This is a genomic window from Acidovorax sp. SUPP3334, from assembly GCF_030159055.1.
Lineage (GTDB): Bacteria > Pseudomonadota > Gammaproteobacteria > Burkholderiales > Burkholderiaceae_C > Paracidovorax.
Map to the genome: position 1 here is coordinate 1 of NZ_BQXQ01000062.1, position 18,628 is coordinate 18,628.

Genomic DNA, 18,628 nt, shown 5'->3' on the forward strand with positions numbered 1-18,628 from the left:
CCCAGCGCCGCCGTGAACAAGGTCTCTACACCAACGCTCATCTTCTTGCCTCCGCTTCAGCCCAGCACTATCGCATTACCCCGCATGTTCCCTGAGGTCAAGTTCCACTCGAAACGGCATAGAGCCCTTTCGTCGGACTGGTCGATGGATTGGTGCGCCGCGATATCCGGCGCTTCGGCGCAGGCCGGGAATCCGGTTTCGTCTATCACCGGGCGAAGGCTGCGGTGATGCCGCTCGCCGTATGGCCATGGGTGGTCTATCTGGCCTTGCCCGTGAGCGTCAGCCCGCTGCTGATCCTGCTGCCCAGTGCGATGCTGTTGGGGTTGGCGGTAAACATCGCAGTGGGCAGCTTCAAGAAATATCTATAGAACCTGCTGGCGGCGCAACGACATCGATTTTTTCGGTGGCAGCTTACGACACGCCAATCAAACGTTCGCCAAAAAGTTCTTATAAGGACTGGTATCAACGGACAAATTCGACGCAGCAGCCACCACTTCCCTGTGATCAATTTTGGCGCGACGCCGATCATATATCTGCGAATTTTTGTCGATTTCTTTCAGAAGCGCTGTCATTCTGGTTGCATCAACCTTGCCAAGCATTGGCGCGACGAAACGCCCGAACCGTTTGTCAGCGTCGTCATAGCTGAGGCAAGCGCCATAGTTTTTGATGGCTATTTGGCATGCAGATTGCAGTAAACCTTCGCTTTCCGATTCATCCAGAAGCAGCGCCCAGCTTTCTTCGCTCACATCATCGAATGCGTCAGCCGTTTCGGAATCCAATGCGGCAAGATGTGCCGCAAAGCTCTGGTGCTGAAACCACGATTTGAGCTTAAGGTTGATGTCTCCTGCTGCGCACCCTTGCAGGAGAATATGGGCTGCAGGGTTGAGTGATCCGTAGAGCGCCTGATGCTCGGCCAGGAAATGGATCAGTGTTTCGAGCAGTTGGGGATCTGGTCCAATATCGCTGAAATAAGTCCGATCACCGTCCATCGCCGTGCGGAACATGGCGGGGTTACGCTCGTAAATCACGCCCAGCGCCACAATATTGATATCACGGTGTGCGTCAGTCTCAACATTCCTGAGCTTGAAGCAGAATTTCCAGAGTGACCGAAACAATTCCAACTCCACTGCATCGGGCATGTTCGGGAAGTAACGGGCCTCCAAATAGGACTTAAGCTTGCCGGTTGAAATCAGCAGCGCCTTGTTGGTGGCAATATCTGCCACCAAAGCAGGTACTATTTTCTTAGAAAACAACGGCGGCTTGAGAAGCACTGCTTCCAACGCGGTTCGAATGTTGGCACGCGCTGTCTCCTTGCTCGGCTGAAACAAAAGGTCGCTTCCAGTGAGAACAGGATGCGCCGACAGGTGACGGAGTTTCTGCAGTCCTTGCAACTGAATATGCTCGGCCGCCTCCAGCAACTTGGTACGCGAAACGACCTCATTCAGGAGATAGAGCTCCCACTCCGGATTGGAAGGATTATCAAGCTGCTTTTTTTCAACGTCCTTCAGCAGCTTGTCCGCTTGCACATCACCATGCATGTCACGCAAGTTTTGCAATTTATAGACGAGATCGCACACGACTACGGTCCAAAGCATCACGATGCTGCTGCGATAGCAGCCTGTGGCAAAGCATCGGACAACTTCCTCGAAATTTTTCTGAGATCTTTTTTCGACGATACGTTCTGCGGCTAAATCAATCGAGAAACTTGGCATTGGCAATCCATATCAAAGGTACAAATTACATGGGATCGTTCAGCGCTTCTTCGAAGAAACCGGCCGTCCCTGGCTTGGGCTAAAGCATGAGTGCATCGAAAATCTGTGCCGCCTCGTCGCCACATCTATAAGCCGCGTGGTTGGCGGATGGTGACCTGCTTTACATCGATGATGTTTTTACATCTACCCAAAGCGAGAAATTACTTTACGCGGGCCAGGGATAAAATTCGGTCAACGATCAGCATTTCGGAGAATAGCGATCTGTGGCTTATATTTTCAATATTATTTACCGCCAAGACTCATAATTCCTGATCGCTTTTCCCAACGATCCATTAAGATTTGACAACTCCCCTGCCGCTGGACGAGGCGGGCTTTACCAAGGAAAGTCAGCTACTAGCTTAGTGGCCAGCAGAAACATGGACACCGCGACAACTGCATCAAGGGCTCGCCATACCTGTTTGTTTTTAAATAGCGGTGCGGCGAGTCTGGAGCCGACTGTGAGAAATGCAAACCAAAAAAATGACGCGGACATTGCGCCACTTGCAAAGGCAACTTTGACCATGCCTTCCTTTGTCGCACTAACGGTGCCAATGACGAAAACAGTATCCAGCCAAGCATACGGGGTAAGCAGCGAGTGAAAAAGGGCGCCTTTGACTACCGCAGAGCGTGCGACATTGGAATGAGGCAGTTCCGCAATCATTTCGGTTCCCTTGATCGCTCCCGCCAAGGCTTGGCAGCCGAAGAATACCAAATACGCGATGCTGCCTGCCATCGTGACTGCTAGAAGTACCGGGCTTTCCGTTATCAGCGCGCCAAGGCCCCAAACACCCAGAAATATCAACAGTACATCAGATATGGAACATATCAGGACGAGCGCGATGGCGTTCCCGGCACGGACGCTGTGTTTTATAACATACGTATCTTTGGGACCAAGAGCCACAAGTAATCCCAACGCCAGGCCTAGTCCCTCTACGAATGGAAAATTCAAAACGGTTTTCTCTTTGTGTACCGAGGGGCGTTGCACCCCTCGAATTTAAAACTAGACCAAGGACGTGTTACCGAAAGCCCGATGACTTTCGTCTGCAAGTGAAGCGAGGTTTACAGCACTCTTTGCAAGCAAAGAAGTGTAGGACTTCGTGAGATCGGGAATTGCAAAATAGACCAGTGACTTCCTGGACACCTGCATCATCGGATTCTCTACGGCGTGGTACATCGGCGGAATCTGCCCATCAGAGAGGTGCGTAAGCAATGATCCAGTGATCACGATGATTTCATCGTCCGCAAGACGAACCTTGGTCTTCACGTCATTCGGAAAAATGACCAAGCCGTCACGGGTAGGCTTTATCAATGTAATGAGGTGCCCGTCCTCGTGCCGATCTTGCAGATACTCGCGATCATTCTCTTGTTGAGAATTTCCATAAACGTTTAACTGGACGTAGGAGTGATCCCGAATTTTAATATGCTCTGGATGTTGAAAGAATGACCAGATGCCAGAAATCAGATCACTGGCAAGAGTGGAGAGAACGTCCTCACACTCAGCGATATTCTGGTAAAAATCGCTTTGCGCAAAGTCGATGTTTTCGTGGGTGCTTCGGTACTTATTCCAGAAACAAAAGCGATCACACAGATCGATGTAATCGGTGTACTTTGCGTGTTCTCCACCGATCGGAAGAAATCCATCGGTGCGGTCGGGAAAACTGAATTCAACTCTTTGTTCTGCACTGACTTCGTCAATGCTATCAAGCGTGGCCCACAACAGGGCTTGAGTATTTCTCTCAACACGAAGAATGGCGTACCCTTGGGTAATCAAAGAAGTTAATGCGCGACGTCGAGCTTGCTCCCTGTCGCCGATGGCGCTGGGTTGAACGGATAGCGTTGTACTGGATGCGATTTGATTCACTTTTTTGTACTCCCGGACGTGGCGGATTGCCACACCAAATTCTAGAGTGATTTTTTCACTTTCTATCCTGCGGAATAAATTTCAGGCGATGCTCAGAATTGCCCACGCCGCTTGCGGCCAGAACTGATCCAGCATCAACGTCTGTAAAAACGAGCCTCAACCCGAACGGGAACAGGCGGCAGCGCATAAGGCATCGGCAGAAACGTGTCTCTGTCATCGCTCAAGAAAGTGGTAAGGGCACATTCCCGATAGATCGCGGACTTTTCGCCCATCACGCCGCAGCATCCAGCCATTCGCATCAAACGGGATGGCACGATGGATCGAACCCACAGATCGACGCTGGCATGGCGACCCGCTTTGGCGGCGGTCCTGTTCGCCAGCCTGCTGCCGATGGGACATCCAGCCGCTGCAGCCGATGACGCGGAAATCGAGCGCGAGCGCCTCACTGCCATCGTTCGCCAGCTCGATCTGATTGATCGCCTCGTCGGGCAATCATCAGCTGCCGCGCCTGACGCCCCCGCCCGATACCACTTTGACTACCCGCGCCTGAACGCCGATCTGCAGCGTGTGCGCGCCGGCATTCGCGACTACCTCACCCCGCAACGCGCCCAGCCGCGCGAACCGGCCGCCCTCTCTGGCGAATACCGCCAGGACACGGGACAGGAGGGCGAACGATGAATGCCCAGCAACTGTCCGCATTCCAGGCCAATGGCGGCTTCGACGCCTCCGCATCCCTCGGCCTCCTGGTCGGGGCCGTGTTCGCCATCCTGCTGCTGTGGGGCGTGTGGGCATTGCGCACGGCCTATGTCGGCTGGTCGGAACAACGGATCTCCCAGCGTCAGTTCCTCGGTGTCGCGATGCGTTTCGTCGCGATGTACCTCGTACTGACTTTCTTCCTTCTATCTTGACGCAAAGGCAGGACACCATGAATCCGGTCCGCTCCCACATCCCCCGCCCCGTGCATCTCGCGGCACTGGCCTGCGTGCCCACGCTGCTGCTCACTTCACTTGCCCAAGCCCAGGGGTTGCCTACCTTGGAAGACCCCACCCGCGGCGCAGGCAGCGGCATCATGGAAACGCTGCGCAACTACGCCTACGACATCGTGATGCTGGTGGCGCTGCTCGTCGTCGCCTCCATGTTCATCGGCGTCTGCTACCACGCCTACGGCACCTATGCCGAGATCCACAACGGGCGCAAGACATGGGGTCAGTTCGGATTGAGCGTGGCGGTCGGTGCAGTCCTTTTGGTCGTCGGCATCTGGCTGCTCACCAAGGCCACCGGGATTCTGTGAGGACATGGGCATGGCCGCGCACGATATCCGGCACGATGGCACGGTCGCGTTTCTACCGCACCGGCTCAACCGCCACCCCGTGGTGGTCCGAGGTCTCACGGCAGACGAACTGTGGGTCTGCTGCGGACTGTCGGGTGCAGCGGGATTTGCGACGGGGGTGCCGTTGGCAATCCTCGCCGCCTCGATCGCAGTCGTGCCCACCGCGATCGTGTTGGCCATCGCAGTCGGCGTGTTCGTTGGCGGCGGTGTCCTGCGGCGCCACAAGCGCGGTCGGCCCGATACCTGGCTGTACCGACAGATGCAGTGGTGGCTCGCACGCCATCATCCAGCACTTGCCTGGCTGTTCGGGGGCGACGGTCTGGTGATCCGGTCGGGCTGGTGGTGCACTCGGAGGACCACGAAGTGAGCCGATTCAAGAACGAAATCACGCAGTTGCGCGCGCACATCCAGACCCTGCGCCTGGGCGCTGGTGCGCTGCTGCTCATCGCCCTGGTGATGGGCGCGGGCTGGTGGAGCTCGCCGCGCAACCTGACCATCCATGTGCCACCGGACCTCCGATCTGGCAGCACCCGAAAATGGTGGGAGGTTCCCCCGGAGAGTGTGTACTCGTTCACGTTCTACATCTGGCAGCAACTCCAGCGCTGGCCCACCAACGGTGACGAGGACTATGCGCGCAACATCCGTGCGCTGTCGCCCTACCTCACCCCCTCTTGCCAAGAGTTTCTTTTGCACGACTACGAACTGCGCCGCGCGGCGGGCGAGTTGCGCCAGCGCGTGCGCGGCATCTACGAGATTCCGGGGCGCGGCTACGGCAGCGATCCCGCGCTGCGCGTCAAAACCGTGTCCGAACGGGACTGGCTCGTCACGCTGGATGTGACCGCCGACGAGTATTTCGGGGCGGAACAGGTCAAGCGCGCGCTGGTGCGCTATCCGCTCAAGGTCGCGCGCTCGGACATTGATCCCGAGCGCAACCCGTTCGGGCTCGCACTGGACTGCTACAGCACCCCACCACAACGCATCGCCATCCCCGAGCCTGCACCAGCCTCTGGCCGGCCCTCGGGAGTGCTCGGTAGCACCTTGGGAGAAACACCATGAGACACGTCCGTTTCTCCATCAGCCTGCTGCTGTCTGCGGCCTATCTGACCGCCCCGGCACAGGCGCTGGAAATCCTGCGCTGGGAGCGGCTGCCCCTGGCGGTGCCGCTGCATGTCGATCAGGAGCGTGTCGTTTTCATCGACCGCAATATCCGGGTGGGCGTGCCGGCATCGCTGGAAGGACGGTTGCGGGTGCAAAGCGCAGGCGGCGCGATCTACCTGCGCGCCAGCGAACCGATCGAACCCACCCGGCTGCAATTGCAGGACGCCGATACCGGCGCACTCATCCTGCTGGATGTCGCCGCCGACGCGGCCGGGGTTGGCCAGCCTGCATTGGAGCCGGTCCGCATCGTCGAGGCCGATGCCGCTACCGCGCGCTACGGCGGTGATGCAAAATCCGCAGGGACCGTCGAGGATGCCGTCGAAGAGCCCGGATCATCGCCCCGTACGCCGCGCGAGACGCCGATCCCGGTCGTACTGACCCGGTTCGCGGCACAGAACCTCTACGCCCCCTTGCGCACCGTCGAACCCTTGAGCGGCATCACGCGCGTGAACCTCCCGCGCCACCTGGCGCTGGAGACCCTCCTGCCGACAGTCCCGGTGCGGGCGCGGGCCCTGTCTGCGTGGCGGCTCGACGGCTTTTGGGTCACGGCCGTGCAACTGAGCAACGCCTCTCAACGCACGTTCAGCCTGGACCCACGGGACTTGGTGGGCGACTTCGTGACGGCCACCTTTCAGCACGGGACACTGGGGCCCGCCGGCCAGCCGGACGACACCTCGGTCGTCTATCTGGTGACGAAGGGGCACGGCCTCGCGCAATCGCTGCTGCCCGCCATCGGCCGGATCGACGCCGCCGCCAACCTCCCGAAGCTGGGCATTCGCCAGGACGGAGCCTCTCATGAAAAGTAATGGCCTGCTCAAGTGGCTGATGGTTCCGCTGGCGTTGTTGCTGGTCATCGCTGGCATCAAGCTGTTCTCCGGCGGAAGCGCGTCGTCGCCCCGCACACCCGGAACGCGGCTGACCGCCGAGGAGGCGAAGACCCTGGGCATCGATGCCGACACGCCACGCGACACCGTGGCGACCCTGGTTGGTCAGGTCAAGCAATTGCGCACCGAACTCCAGGGTGCTCTGGCGGACAACAAGACCCAGCAGGCCGAGAACGAACGGCTGCGCCAGCGCGAGGGCGCGATCGACCGGCGCATCCAGAGCGCGCTGGACGCCGAGCGCAACCAGTTGCGCACCGACCGCGATCGGGTCGCAGGCGAGCGCCAGCAGGCGCAGGGTCTGCTGCAGGAGGTGCAGCGCCAGATCGAGGGGCTGGCCGGCAAGAGCGGTGATGCCGACCTGCCGGTCGGGCTAGGGCTGGAGCCAGGGACAAAGGGAACTACCGGCGCAGAAGGCATCCGCTGGATCGAACCCGAAGACGCGCGTCGTGAAAAAAAGAGCGGCGTGTCCGATGAAAATTTTAGTTTTCCCACCCCGTTCGGGATGGACAAGGCCGCGGGCACCTCCTCCGATAACATCACGGACCCTGGCAAGCGGACGCCAGAAGTATCCACCGCCAAGCCCGTCTATACCGTGCCGACCAACGCCACCCTGATGGGCTCCATCGCGATGACCGCGCTGATCGGGCGGGTACCAGTCGATGGCACCGTCAACGACCCCTATCCGTTCAAAGTCCTGATCGGGCCGGACAACCTGACGGCCAACGGCATCGACATTCCCGACGTCGCAGGCGCCGTGGTCAGCGGCACGGCCTCGGGCGATTGGACCCTTTCATGCGTGCGGGGCCAGATCCGCTCGGTCACCTTTGTCTTCGCAGATGGCACTATCCGCACCGTGCCGGAGGATCGCGGGCGCAGGTCTGGCAATGGACAGCAGAACGGAACGGGCGAAGGGACTGGCAATGCCGACAGTAATGGGACGCGGGAGGGCCTGGGCTGGATCAGCGATCCCTACGGCATCCCCTGTGTGAGCGGCGAGAGGCGCAGTAACGCCCAGCAGTATCTCGGGACGCAATCGCTCATCACCGCAGCAGGGGCCGGTGTCGCCTCACTCATCCAATCCGACAAAGGCGGTGTCGCGGTCGTTGCCAACAACAATGGTTCGGTCGGCACAGTGGGCATCTCGGGCAACGAGGCGATGGGACGCATCCTCGCCGGCGGCGTGCAGGACATGTCGCAGTGGGTGAACAAGCTCTACGGCCAGGCTTTCGCCGCCGTCTATGTCCGACCCGGCGCGAAGGTGGCCGTGCATCTCGAACAACCCGTCACCATCGACTACGACCCGAAGGGCCGCAAGGTCGATCATCGCCTCGAAGGAGCCTTGCATGCGCAGGACCTGGATTAACGGCATGGCGGCCCTGCTCGCCATCATCACGCTGGTGGGCTGCTCGACCAGCAAGGAAAAACTTCTTCCCCGCGATGACCAGACCATGCTCGACGTCTGGAACGCGGAGACCGGCGGCAGCGCGGGCGCAGGCCGACAGGCCGGGCAGTTGCTTGACGCCCGGCAATCGCTACGCCGCCCGCTCACCGAGGCGGACGTAAAGGCAGCGCCCGCGGGCCGTGCGAGCTACACGCGCACGGCCCGCAACGAGATCGACCGGCAGTTCCAACGTCTGCCCAATCCCGACCTGGCGATGTACGTGTTTCCCCATCTGGCGGGCACCGATCCCGTGCCGATTCCAGGCTACACCACCGTGTTCCCGTTGTACCAGCGAGTGCAGTACGCGATGCCCGGAGAACGGACGGAGGACTACTGATGCGGTGGCCCTTCCGGCGCAATCGCAACGTCGCGCCCAACGCCGACACGCCGCCGCCCGATGCCTGGGAGCGCCATGTCGCTGCGTTGGCGGCGCAAGGCATCGCCGAGCCGGGCAGGCCGCATGGCCGGGCAACGCGCCCTGCGACGGTCGCCGACGAGCAGGCGCTCTACGACGTGACCCCATCGTTTGCCGACATGCTGCCCTGGGTCGAATACCTGCCCGGCTCGAAATGCATGTTGCTGGAGGATGGCACCTCTGTGGCTGCGTTCTTCGAGTTGCAGCCGATCGGCACGGAAGGCCGCGAGGCCGACTGGCTGATGCAGGCACGCGATGCCGTGGAAAACGCGCTCCAGGACAGTTTCGATGAACTCGACGAATCGCCGTGGGTGGTGCAGTTCTACGTGCAGGACGAGGCGGACTGGAACCACTACCTGCAGACTCTGGAGAACTACGTGCAGCCGCGTGCGCAAGGGACTGCCTTCAGCGCGTTCTACCTGCGGTTTCTGACCCATCATCTGCGGGCGGTCGCCAAGCCGGGCGGCTTGTTCGAGGACCACACCGTCACCCGCCTGCCCTGGCGCGGCCAGACCCGCCGCGTGCGCCTCGTCGCTTATCGGCGTGTCCACCAGACCGCAGCGAGGCGAGGCCAGTCGCCCGAGCAAGCGCTGAACGTCATCTGCGAGCGACTGGTCGGTGGCCTGGCCAATGCCGGCGTGCAATCACGCCGTCTGGCAGCTGCGGACATCCACGCATGGCTGCTTGCGTGGTTCAACCCCCGTCCACCCCTGCTGGGGCCGAACCCCGAGGACCGCGAGCGCTTCTATCGGTTGGCGACCTATCCCGAGGCAACCGATCCAGGAGAGATCGAGATGGCCAGCGGAACGGATTTCTCGCAACGCCTCTTCTTCGGCCAGCCCCGGTCGGATACCGACGACGGCCTTTGGTATTTCGACGGAATGCCGCACCGGACCATCGTGCTGGACCGGCTGCGCCTGCCGCCCGCCATGGGCCACGTCACGGGAGAGACCCGCAAGGGCGGCGATGCCATCAACGCGCTGATGGACCAGATGCCCGAGGACACTGTGATGTGCCTGACGCTGGTCGTGACGCCGCAGGACATTCTGGAATCCCATCTCAACCAGATCGCCCGCAAGGCGGTCGGCGAGACGCTGGCGTCGGAGCAGACCCTCAAGGACGTGCGGCAGGCGCGCGGCCTGATCGGCAGCTCGCACAAGCTCTACCGAGCCTCCATGGCGTTTTACTTGAGAGGATGCGATGTGGCCGAACTCGACGCGCGCGGCGTTCATCTGGGCAACGTCCTGCTCAATGCGGGCCTGCAGCCCGTGCGCGAAGAAGACGAGGTAGCACCGCTCAACAGCTATCTGCGCTGGCTGCCGTGCGTTTACGACCCGGCCAAGGACCAGCGCCAGTGGTACACGCAACTGATGTTCGCCCAACACGCAGCGAACCTGGCACCCGTGTGGGGCCGCAGCCAAGGGACTGGCCACCCCGGCATCACCTTCTTCAATCGCGGTGGCGGGACAGTGACGTTCGACCCGTTGAACCGCCTCGATCGGCAGATGAATGCGCATCTGTTCCTGTTCGGCCCGACCGGCTCTGGCAAGAGCGCCACACTGAACAACATCCTCAATCAGGTCACCGCGATCTACCGGCCACGGCTTTTCATCGTGGAAGCGGGCAACAGCTTCGGTCTGTTCGGCGACTTCGCCAAGCGGCTCGGGTTGACGGTGCATCGCGTCAAGCTATCTCCAGGCTCGGGCGTGAGCCTGGCTCCATTTGCCGATGCCTGGCGACTGGTCGATACACCCAGCCAGGTGCAGACCCTTGACGCAGATGCACTCGACGAAGACAGGGAGGAATTGGGCCATGCCCCCGATCACGACGAACAACGCGACGTGTTGGGCGAACTGGAGATCACCGCCCGCCTGATGATCACGGGAGGCGAGGAAAAGGAGGAGGCACGCATGACGCGCGCCGACCGCAGCCTGATTCGCCAATGCATTTTGGATGCGGCGCAGCGCTGTGCCAGTGAGAAGCGCAACGTGTTGACGCGCAACGTGCGCGATGCGCTGCGAGAACGCAGCGGTGACAGCACCTTGCCAGAAAGCCGCCGCTCTCGATTGCTGGAGATGGCCGATGCCATGGACATGTTCTGCCAGGGCGTGGATGGCGAAATGTTCGACCGGCCAGGCACGCCGTGGCCCGAGGCCGATATCACCATCGTGGACCTCGCCACCTTCGCCCGCGAAGGCTATAACGCGCAGTTGTCGATCGCCTACATCTCGCTCATCAACGCCGTCAACAACATTGCCGAGCGCGACCAATTCCTGGGCAGGCCGATCATCAACGTGACCGACGAGGGACACGTCATCACCAAGAACCCGCTGCTGGCACCCTATGTGGTGAAGATCACGAAGATGTGGCGCAAGCTCGGTGCCTGGTACTGGCTCGCGACGCAAAACCTGGACGATCTGCCCAAGGCGGCAGAACCGATGCTCAACATGATCGAGTGGTGGATCTGCCTGTCCATGCCACCCGACGAGGTGGAGAAAATTGCACGGTTCCGCGAGTTGAACGCCTCCCAGAAGGCACTGATGCTGTCGGCGCGCAAGGAGGCGGGCAAGTTCACCGAGGGCGTGATCCTGTCAAAGTCCATGGAGATCCTGTTCCGGGCCGTGCCGCCCAGCCTGTACCTCGCCTTGGCGATGACCGAACCGGAGGAAAAAGCCGAACGCTTTCAATTGATGCAGCAGTTTGGCATTAGCGAACTGGAAGCTGCCTTCAAGGTGGCAGAGAAGATCGACCGGGCGCGAGGGATCGAGCCCTTGGCGTTCGATGCCTTGGACTGAATTGGCGGAGCGCTGCACTTGACTGCGCGGCCGATCGACCGCTGACGTCCGCTCAATTGTGACAATTCATATCCAAATGGCGGAATAGTTACATCTGGACGCATTTAGACAGGACTGACGCAAGGGGGAAATGGCTCGATATTCCATCTGTCGGGATATGATCGCGGCCATTTCAATGTAACGGTCCGATACACGGGCCTGCCAAACATGACCCGCCGCGTCACGATCCAAACGCCTCTGGGAGAGCAGCTGCAGTTCCGGCAGTTGCAGGGCAGGGAAGCCATCAGCCAACTCTTCTGCCTCGACCTGGACCTGCTGAGCGACAGCAAGAGCATCGACCCCAAGGCGTTGCTGGGCAAGAACGCCACCGTGGTGGTGGAAACGCAGGGGGGCGGCCGGCGCTACCTGGATGGCATCGTCACCCGCTTCGGCATGCAGGGCGAGGACCACCGCTCCTACTCCTACCGGCTGCGCCTGCAGCCCTGGCTGTGGCTGGCCACCCGCAAAACCGATTTCAAGATATTCCAGAACAAGACCGTTCCGGAGATCGTCGAGGAGGTCCTGGGCAAATACGGCTACGCCCTGCAAAAGAAGCTCACCCGCAGCTACCGCATCTGGGACTACTGCGTGCAGTACGGCGAGAGCGATTGCGACTTCGTCTCGCGCCTGCTGGAACACGAAGGGGCGTACTACTACTTCGAGCACGCGGCCGGCCAGCACACCTTGATCCTGGCCGACGACATCGTAGCCTCGCACAGCCCGCTGCCGGGCGCGGCGGTCATCCCGTTCTACCCGCCCGAGAAAGCCGCCGTCGCCGACAAAGAGAACATCCACGCCTGGGAACTGCACCAGAGCATCCACTCCGGGCGGCGATACAACGACGACTACGACTTCCAGAAACCGCGCGCCGACCTGTCCAACATGCGCCAGACCCCACCGGGGCACGCGCACGACGCCCACGAGATCTACGAATGGCCGGGCGGCTACACCCAGTTCGGCGACGGCGAAGCCTACGCGCGGGTGCGGCTGCAGGAAAGCCTCACCGGCCACAGCACCGTGCAGGGCCAATCACGCCACCGGGCACTCGCGCCGGGCTACACCTTCACGCTGGAGAATTATCCGCGGGAAGACCAGAACCAGCAGTACCTGATCACCGGCATCGAATACCACTTCAAGGAAAACCCCCAGGTCAGCGCGGCCGCGCCCGGCGCCAAGGGCACGCCGCAGGAAGAAGGCTCGTTCCAGAAGTTCACCCTGCAGGCCCAGCCCACCAGCGTGCCCTACACGCCCGCGCGCACCACGCCCAAGCCCAAGACCACCGGCCCGCAGACCGCCGTGGTCGTCGGCCCGCCCGGCGAGGAAATCTGGCCCGACCAGTACGGGCGGGTGAAGGTGCAGTTCCACTGGGACCGCATCGGTGCCATGAACGAGAACTCCAGTTGCTGGGTGCGGGTATCCAGCAGCTGGGCCGGCTCGGGCTTCGGTGCCATGTTCATCCCGCGCATCGGCCACGAGGTCATCGTGGATTTTTTGAACGGTGATCCGGACTACCCGATCATCACCGGCTGCGTTTACAACGCCGACAACATGCCGCCGTGGGCCTTGCCGGGCAACGCCACGCAGTCGGGCATCAAGACCAAGTCGAGCAAGGGCGGGGCGTTCGGCGCTGGCATGAAAGATGGGGCAGGCGATGCCAACGCCATCCGCTTCGAGGACAAGGCCGGGGCCGAGCAGCTGTGGCTGCACGCGCAGAAGGATCAGTTGGTGGAGGTCGAGAACGATGAGACGCATTGGGTCGGTCGGGATCGGCAAAAAACCATCGACCGGGACGAGACCAACGTGATCCACCGCGACCGGACGGAAACGGTGGACCGGAATGAGGACATCACGGTCCACAACAACCGCACGGAGCGGGTGGACCATGACGAGCGGATCAGCATCGGGGACAACCGCCGCGAGGACGTCGGCATCGACGAGACGGTGAGCATCGGCAAGAACCGCACCAAGACCATCGGAAAGAACGAGAAGGACAAGATCGGCAGCAACTGGTCGATCAAGGTCGGCAAATTCAAGACCGAAACCATCGGCATCGCCTACATGCAGAACGTGGGCGTGGGCCGCATGGAAAACGTGGGCGTGGTCTATAACCTGAACGTCGGCGCGATCATGGCCACCATCGTGGGCAAGAACCAAAGCACCACGGTGGGCAGCGACCAAGACGTCAAGGTAGGCACCAATCAGACCACGGTGGTCGGCACCAAATACAGCCTCAATGTGGGCAGTGGTGGAGGCGGTGCCGGCGGAGATGCGGGCGGCGGAGGGGGTGGGGGCGCAGGTCTCACCAAGAATGTCACCGCGTCTTCCCCCTCGGGTGGCGAAGGTGGCGGAGGGGGTGGCGGCTCCAGCATCACCATGGACGCAGAGACGATCACGCTGAAAGTCGGTGGCAGTTCGATCATTCTCCAGGCCGACGGCACCATCACCGCCAACGGCAACAGCATCCGCCTCATCGGCTCCAGCGATGTGACCACCCTTTCCGGGGGCATCCATGAAAACTGATCCGCGCATGCTCAGAAGCGCTTCATCCATGGCCAGTTCGCTCCCTGGTTCCGCATGGTCCTTCCTGCCAGCACAGGTAATCCGCCAGGAGGCGGATGGCACCGTGACCCTGCAGTGCCAAGGGCAGGAGCATCGCGCGGCACTGGCATCCCAGATGCCAGGGGTGATCGAAGGCCAGTTCGTGCTCGCGGCCCTGCCTGCGGACCTTCAATCGACGGAGCCGCAGGACGCCCCCTTGCCAGCGCTGATCGTCGCGGCCTGGCCCTGCCCTGGCGCGCCCACCGCTGCGCCCTGGCAATTCGACCGAGTGACAGGAGCGCTGTCGCTGGAAGTGACCCATCTCGAATTGAGCGCGGTCAGCAGCGTCCTGCTGCACTGCGCCGATGCGCGCATGCAGTTCTTGCAGGATGGATCGGTCGAAATCAGGGGCCACCAGATCACATCGGCAGCGGTCGAAACCCATCGCGTCGAAGGCGGCTCCATCGAGTTGAACTGACCTTTCTGCGCCGCGTCGTGGCCGCCACTGCGTTCGCGGCGCGATGCAGACCGACATCGCGCGGCAGTACCGCAATCGCCTTCCCTTTCCGGCCCATGATTTCTCGCCTTCGACCTTCCACACCGCCACCATTGCCCGGCATGCTGACCCGGCAGATGGGGATCGCCGTCCGTGCCTACGGCAGGCGCTCGGGCATCTTGCGCGGAGGGCATACGTTGCGCGCCCTGAAAGCCGTCGATCAGCGCCTGGACGCGCTCATCGCAGTCAGCCGCTACTACAGGACCGCCTGCCTGGACGAGGCGGCGATTCTTGACGGAAAAGCCCAGCCCGAGGAAATCGCAGGCGCTGCGTTCGTGGGCGTTGCGATGGCAGAGCAGCACCAAACCGATGTTGCGACGCGCCTGGACCTCATCGCCCGCCAGCATGCAGCGCAACCCGTCTCCGTTCGGGATGCCCTGTGGTTCTATGCCGCACCGGACACCTGCGGCCACCTTCTGGCGTCGGACGACGCGCAACTGCTGGCATGCGGCGTGGAGCTTGCGGGGCGGCTCGCATTGCCCGAGCACATCGCCGCGGTTCATGCGGCAGCGGTGCGCGGAGCGGACCAGGACGCCTGCCTTCTGGCCTGCGCGCGCATGGGGCAGGTGCCTCTCCGAGCCGAAGAGCGCTGGAAAGCCGTGCTGCAGGGCCAGGACCTCGCCCGGCAGATCACCACGCTACAGACGTTGGGTGTGATGGGTGGGCACCGGCTGCAGCCGGAACTGGGACGCTACATCGACCGTCTCACCGCCGCAGACGGGCCCACCCCGCAATCGCACCCCATCGGCTGGGCCGCCGCGGCCGATGCCGCGCTTGCGCTTTGGGCTGCGCGCGAACCCGAAGCGGCCCTGGGCGCACTCCTACAGGGCCTGCGGGTGCCAAACGACACCGCGCTGCGGGTCGCGGCCCTCGCGGGGCGAATCGAAGGGCTGCTGCCGGTGCTCGATTTCATCGAGCGGCAAGACCGGCCCGTGGAGCCGGGCGAGCGCGACGTGCTGCGACTGGTGTTCGGCCACGTACCGGGCGAGCTGGTGAACACCCAGGGCACCTCCGACGAGCGCAAGCGTGCGTTGCGGGCACTCGCCTGCAAAGTGTTCGCGGCAAACGGCTGTACCGGGCTGGAGCCGGACCAAATCACCCACTGGACAGATCCTGCACTCAAGGACCGCCTCTGGGCGCTCGATGCCATCCGCATCCGTTCAGGCCAACCGATCACGCAGACCCATCGGCTCGCGCAGGCCTTCGATGTTGGCCACGCGCTGCGAAGCTGGCTCTACGTGGAGCATGCGGCGGTCACCCACCGTCCGTTTCCGCTGTCCCACGAAGACCTCGCCGCCCGCCAGATGGCTGCGGTGGAAACCGTTCAATTGGTGGCCAGCCTGCAAGCCGATCCACCACCATGACATGCCCGGTCCTCAACCACACGCCGTTTCGCACGCAGGTCTTTGCGCACCGGGACACCGAACGGCGCAACGCTCTGGTCCTGATCGTAAAGGGGACCTGGCAGCTTTGTGACGCGGCGGGAATGCTCCCTCGACTGGCCCCGGCGGAAGAACAGGCTGCCATCTATCGCGACGGCGTGCGGCAAACGCTGGGCAGTCTGCCGCTGGAAACGCCCCAGGCTGCTGTCATAGCGGCGCGCCAGCACGAAGTGTGGACCTGCCTGGAAGCCGAACATGTGCCGCCCAAGCCCTGCTTCGACCTGATCGTGAATGGCTGGGCCGTTGCGTCGGACGGCTGCCCGAGGCCATGGATCAATGCCGCAGTGGACTACCTGGGCACCAGTGGATCGCGACGCCTGATCGAACTGCGCGCGTTCGCTCCGCGCATCTGGCTGCCCGAACTTGGATTGATCGGCAGGCTGCGGGCCTCGGACGAGGCCACGGCATCGCGCATCCCACTCCTGCGCCCATTTGCGTTCGGCGGGCAGGAGACAGACCCGCAAACAGGCCAGGTGCATGCCTTCGAGCCCAACCCGGAGGGCATGGGCTACTACCGCAGCGCCGCAGCGGCCAAAGGCGCACCGCTGCCGTGGATAGAACCGCTGAACCGTGCCATCACCGCCTGGGACGACACCCTCGAACCCCTCGCCCTTGGCCATGTGCCGCCGCACCACGTCCCTCGCCGCGACTTGCAGGGCAGCTTCGGCGACACCTGGCAAGCGAGCCGCGCCCCCGAACTGCCCGAGGACTTCGACCCGCGCCACCACAACGCTGCGCCCGATGCCCTGCAATTGCGCCAGGCGCCGCGACCGGGCCACACCCTGGCCCTGCACGGCATGTCGGAAGAGGGCCCGTTGTATTTCACCTGGCCTCAAATCACGTTGACGGCTCAAGCAGAGACCGCAGGCGGCACGCTGCTGCCTGCGCAGGAACTGCGGTGGGACACCCTGCTGGTGGACACCGAAGCCCGGCGCGCCTCGCTGCTGTGGCGTGCCGTGATCGTGCCGCCCGCACTGGAGCGGATCGGCCTGGCGCACGTCGCGGCACATGCCCGCGCCCCCAGCAACCCCTCCCCCTTGTCCTGAACCATCGACATGCCGCCTCCTTCGACCGCACCCATCGCACCCGGCCTGTGGCACATCGCACACGCTGGCGCCGTCACCTCGGCCGGCACCAGCGCCTGGCAGTCCGCCGCGTCCTGGGTGGGCCTGCAAAAACGGTTCCAGAAAGCAGTACATCCCGGCGTCGGCCCGCATGCCATCACGACCGCACCGTGCCCGGAGATCACATCGGGCGCAGTGGGTGTTTCCCGCCTCGCCCGGCTGCTCGGTGCCGCCTTGGCCGAGGTGGTGTCTTCGATGGCACGGCCGGGACACGATGCGGAGTGGGCCGCTCCCGCCCGCATGGCGCTGGCCCTGCCTGATCGCCTGAGCGAGGGCGAGGACACGCAGGTCTGGCACGAAGCCTTGATCGAACTGGGCCGTTGGGCCGGCCCCGCTGCCAGCACCAAGCTCCGGGCCCTGCCCTGCCGCTTCCTGCGCGGCGGGCACGCGGCAGGTTTTGCCGCACTGCAGGCGCTAGGGTCGTGCGACGCCACGGGCGGCCCAGCGCTGCTGATGGCCGTGGACAGCCGGCTCGATACCGCGACCCTCCAAGCGGCCTATGCCCGCAGTGCGCTGCTCACCGAGCGCAACGCGGAAGGCTGCATTCCCAGCGAAGCCGCCGCCGCACTGTGGCTGCAGCCCGCACCGGACACGCGGGACAACACCGGGCGCGGGCTGGTGCTGCACCCGCCGGCGCTGGCAACGAATGCCACCGCGCATCGACTTCCCCAGCAGGCCCCGGAGCCCGAGGCGCTGCAGCAGGCCCTGCGCTCTGCGCTGGACCACGCTCGCTGGCAACCAGACAATGTGGGCTACACCGTCTCGGATTTCGATGGGTCCACCTGGCGGGCGTTGGCACAGATTCCTGCCCAGGCCCGGATGGGGCCAGGGTGGGACCCCATCGACTGGGAACCCGCCGCCGTGATCGGCCAGGTCGGTGCCGCCACGGGCCCGGTGCATTGGGCGCTGGCGGCACAGCGTGTGCGCCACGATGCGCGCGCGCCCAACTCCATCCTGTCGTGGACGCTGGACGAGGGCACCGCAGCAGCGGCCATCGCACTGGAACGCACTATCGGCACCGAGGCGCCCCCACGCCGTCGTACCCCGGCGCACGGCCATGACACGGGCGCGCAGGCGATGACCTATTCCGCGCGCTTTCTCCACAACGAAAAAAACGGCTGACGGCCAAGGGAGGGAAACACCATGGGCACGCACATCTTCAGCGGGGGCGAGGGCGCGATCACGCAGGTGGCGGACGGCTGGACGTTCGATCCGGCCACGCCCGTCAAGCTCAAGAAGAGCGGCCGGCAGGGCACGGCCTGGCACAGCAACAGCAGCACCTATATCCGCGTTC

17 protein-coding genes and 1 pseudogene are annotated in these 18,628 nt (G+C 62.8%); 15 read left to right on the forward strand and 3 right to left on the reverse strand.

The window, feature by feature from the left end:
• Nucleotides 1-128: 128 nt before the first annotated feature.
• Nucleotides 129-368: pseudogene (locus AVHM3334_RS22170) on the forward strand (TIGR03747 family integrating conjugative element membrane protein); the annotation flags it as partial.
• 57 nt (nt 369-425) lie between these two features.
• Here AVHM3334_RS22170 and AVHM3334_RS22175 read toward each other — a convergent pair.
• The 3 genes from AVHM3334_RS22175 to AVHM3334_RS22185 all read right to left on the reverse strand — a co-directional run bounded on the left by AVHM3334_RS22175 (nt 426) and on the right by AVHM3334_RS22185 (nt 3,645).
• Complete coding sequence (locus AVHM3334_RS22175) at nt 426-1,712, reverse strand: hypothetical protein (protein WP_284415634.1); 1,287 nt, start codon at nt 1,710-1,712, stop codon at nt 426-428.
• 373 nt (nt 1,713-2,085) lie between these two features.
• Complete coding sequence (locus AVHM3334_RS22180) at nt 2,086-2,736, reverse strand: LysE/ArgO family amino acid transporter (protein WP_284415635.1); 651 nt, start codon at nt 2,734-2,736, stop codon at nt 2,086-2,088.
• A 15-nt stretch (nt 2,737-2,751) separates the two neighbouring features.
• On the reverse strand, nt 2,752-3,645 hold the full coding sequence (locus AVHM3334_RS22185) for a 2OG-Fe(II) oxygenase family protein (RefSeq protein WP_284415636.1): 894 nt from the start codon (nt 3,643-3,645) through the stop codon (nt 2,752-2,754).
• 282 nt (nt 3,646-3,927) lie between these two features.
• On the opposite strand from AVHM3334_RS22185, the gene AVHM3334_RS22190 reads away from it, so the two are divergent.
• The 14 genes from AVHM3334_RS22190 (at nt 3,928) to AVHM3334_RS22255 (ending at nt 18,456) form a co-directional block, all read left to right on the forward strand.
• A complete protein-coding gene (locus AVHM3334_RS22190; protein WP_284415637.1) occupies nt 3,928-4,290 on the forward strand; it encodes an integrative conjugative element protein, RAQPRD family in 363 nt (120 codons plus the stop codon).
• The gene (locus AVHM3334_RS22195) at nt 4,287-4,520 is read left to right on the forward strand and encodes a TIGR03758 family integrating conjugative element protein (protein WP_284415638.1); all 234 of its coding nucleotides are present in this window, start codon (nt 4,287-4,289) and stop codon (nt 4,518-4,520) included. Before AVHM3334_RS22190 ends, AVHM3334_RS22195 begins: the two co-directional genes overlap by 4 nt.
• Before the next feature lie 17 nt (nt 4,521-4,537).
• On the forward strand, nt 4,538-4,903 hold the full coding sequence (locus AVHM3334_RS22200) for a TIGR03745 family integrating conjugative element membrane protein (RefSeq protein ID WP_284415639.1): 366 nt from the start codon (nt 4,538-4,540) through the stop codon (nt 4,901-4,903).
• A 10-nt stretch (nt 4,904-4,913) separates the two neighbouring features.
• Entirely contained in the window at nt 4,914-5,309 is a 396-nt protein-coding gene (locus AVHM3334_RS22205) for a TIGR03750 family conjugal transfer protein (protein ID WP_349816639.1), read from the forward strand.
• A complete protein-coding gene (locus tag AVHM3334_RS22210; RefSeq protein WP_284415641.1) occupies nt 5,306-5,998 on the forward strand; it encodes a PFL_4703 family integrating conjugative element protein in 693 nt (230 codons plus the stop codon). The genes AVHM3334_RS22205 and AVHM3334_RS22210 overlap by 4 nt, the downstream gene beginning before the upstream one ends.
• Nucleotides 5,995-6,906 carry a TIGR03749 family integrating conjugative element protein gene (locus tag AVHM3334_RS22215; protein WP_284415642.1) on the forward strand — a complete coding sequence of 304 codons (912 nt, stop codon included), beginning with the start codon at nt 5,995-5,997 and terminating at the stop codon, nt 6,904-6,906. Before AVHM3334_RS22210 ends, AVHM3334_RS22215 begins: the two co-directional genes overlap by 4 nt.
• Entirely contained in the window at nt 6,896-8,347 is a 1,452-nt protein-coding gene (locus AVHM3334_RS22220) for a TIGR03752 family integrating conjugative element protein (RefSeq protein WP_284415643.1), read from the forward strand. The genes AVHM3334_RS22215 and AVHM3334_RS22220 overlap by 11 nt, the downstream gene beginning before the upstream one ends.
• Complete coding sequence (locus AVHM3334_RS22225; protein ID WP_284415644.1) at nt 8,328-8,762, forward strand: TIGR03751 family conjugal transfer lipoprotein; 435 nt, start codon at nt 8,328-8,330, stop codon at nt 8,760-8,762. Before AVHM3334_RS22220 ends, AVHM3334_RS22225 begins: the two co-directional genes overlap by 20 nt.
• Complete coding sequence (locus tag AVHM3334_RS22230; protein WP_284415645.1) at nt 8,762-11,635, forward strand: conjugative transfer ATPase; 2,874 nt, start codon at nt 8,762-8,764, stop codon at nt 11,633-11,635. The genes AVHM3334_RS22225 and AVHM3334_RS22230 overlap by 1 nt, the downstream gene beginning before the upstream one ends.
• A gap of 207 nt (nt 11,636-11,842) precedes the next feature.
• Nucleotides 11,843-14,194: a type VI secretion system Vgr family protein gene (locus AVHM3334_RS22235; RefSeq protein ID WP_284415646.1), complete on the forward strand. Its 2,352-nt coding sequence runs from the start codon at nt 11,843-11,845 to the stop codon at nt 14,192-14,194.
• 28 nt (nt 14,195-14,222) lie between these two features.
• Nucleotides 14,223-14,690, forward strand: a complete 468-nt coding sequence (locus tag AVHM3334_RS22240) for a hypothetical protein (protein ID WP_284415647.1) — start codon at nt 14,223-14,225, stop codon at nt 14,688-14,690.
• A gap of 95 nt (nt 14,691-14,785) precedes the next feature.
• On the forward strand, nt 14,786-16,132 hold the full coding sequence (locus AVHM3334_RS22245) for a hypothetical protein (protein ID WP_284415648.1): 1,347 nt from the start codon (nt 14,786-14,788) through the stop codon (nt 16,130-16,132).
• Nucleotides 16,129-17,256 carry a DUF2169 family type VI secretion system accessory protein gene (locus AVHM3334_RS22250; protein WP_284415649.1) on the forward strand — a complete coding sequence of 376 codons (1,128 nt, stop codon included), beginning with the start codon at nt 16,129-16,131 and terminating at the stop codon, nt 17,254-17,256. The genes AVHM3334_RS22245 and AVHM3334_RS22250 overlap by 4 nt, the downstream gene beginning before the upstream one ends.
• A 9-nt stretch (nt 17,257-17,265) precedes the next feature.
• Nucleotides 17,266-18,456, forward strand: coding sequence for a hypothetical protein (locus tag AVHM3334_RS22255; protein ID WP_284415650.1), 1,191 nt, complete (start codon nt 17,266-17,268; stop codon nt 18,454-18,456).
• The last annotated feature ends 172 nt before the right edge of the window (nt 18,457-18,628 follow it).

What these genes read in the sequence shown, in the direction of transcription:
- AVHM3334_RS22255 (WP_284415650.1), top strand. Translation starts at nt 17,266, where the DNA reads ATGCCGCCTCCTTCGACCGCACCCATCGCACCCGGCCTGTGGCACATC.
- AVHM3334_RS22195 (WP_284415638.1), top strand. Translation starts at nt 4,287, where the DNA reads ATGAATGCCCAGCAACTGTCCGCATTCCAGGCCAATGGCGGCTTCGAC.
- AVHM3334_RS22215 (WP_284415642.1), top strand. Translation starts at nt 5,995, where the DNA reads ATGAGACACGTCCGTTTCTCCATCAGCCTGCTGCTGTCTGCGGCCTAT.
- AVHM3334_RS22240 (WP_284415647.1), top strand. Translation starts at nt 14,223, where the DNA reads ATGGCCAGTTCGCTCCCTGGTTCCGCATGGTCCTTCCTGCCAGCACAG.
- AVHM3334_RS22175 (WP_284415634.1), bottom strand. Translation starts at nt 1,712, where the DNA reads ATGCCAAGTTTCTCGATTGATTTAGCCGCAGAACGTATCGTCGAAAAA.
- AVHM3334_RS22205 (WP_349816639.1), top strand. Translation starts at nt 4,914, where the DNA reads ATGGCCGCGCACGATATCCGGCACGATGGCACGGTCGCGTTTCTACCG.
- AVHM3334_RS22235 (WP_284415646.1), top strand. Translation starts at nt 11,843, where the DNA reads ATGACCCGCCGCGTCACGATCCAAACGCCTCTGGGAGAGCAGCTGCAG.
- AVHM3334_RS22220 (WP_284415643.1), top strand. Translation starts at nt 6,896, where the DNA reads ATGAAAAGTAATGGCCTGCTCAAGTGGCTGATGGTTCCGCTGGCGTTG.
- AVHM3334_RS22225 (WP_284415644.1), top strand. Translation starts at nt 8,328, where the DNA reads ATGCGCAGGACCTGGATTAACGGCATGGCGGCCCTGCTCGCCATCATC.
- AVHM3334_RS22250 (WP_284415649.1), top strand. Translation starts at nt 16,129, where the DNA reads ATGACATGCCCGGTCCTCAACCACACGCCGTTTCGCACGCAGGTCTTT.
- AVHM3334_RS22230 (WP_284415645.1), top strand. Translation starts at nt 8,762, where the DNA reads ATGCGGTGGCCCTTCCGGCGCAATCGCAACGTCGCGCCCAACGCCGAC.
- AVHM3334_RS22190 (WP_284415637.1), top strand. Translation starts at nt 3,928, where the DNA reads ATGGATCGAACCCACAGATCGACGCTGGCATGGCGACCCGCTTTGGCG.
- AVHM3334_RS22245 (WP_284415648.1), top strand. Translation starts at nt 14,786, where the DNA reads ATGATTTCTCGCCTTCGACCTTCCACACCGCCACCATTGCCCGGCATG.
- AVHM3334_RS22200 (WP_284415639.1), top strand. Translation starts at nt 4,538, where the DNA reads ATGAATCCGGTCCGCTCCCACATCCCCCGCCCCGTGCATCTCGCGGCA.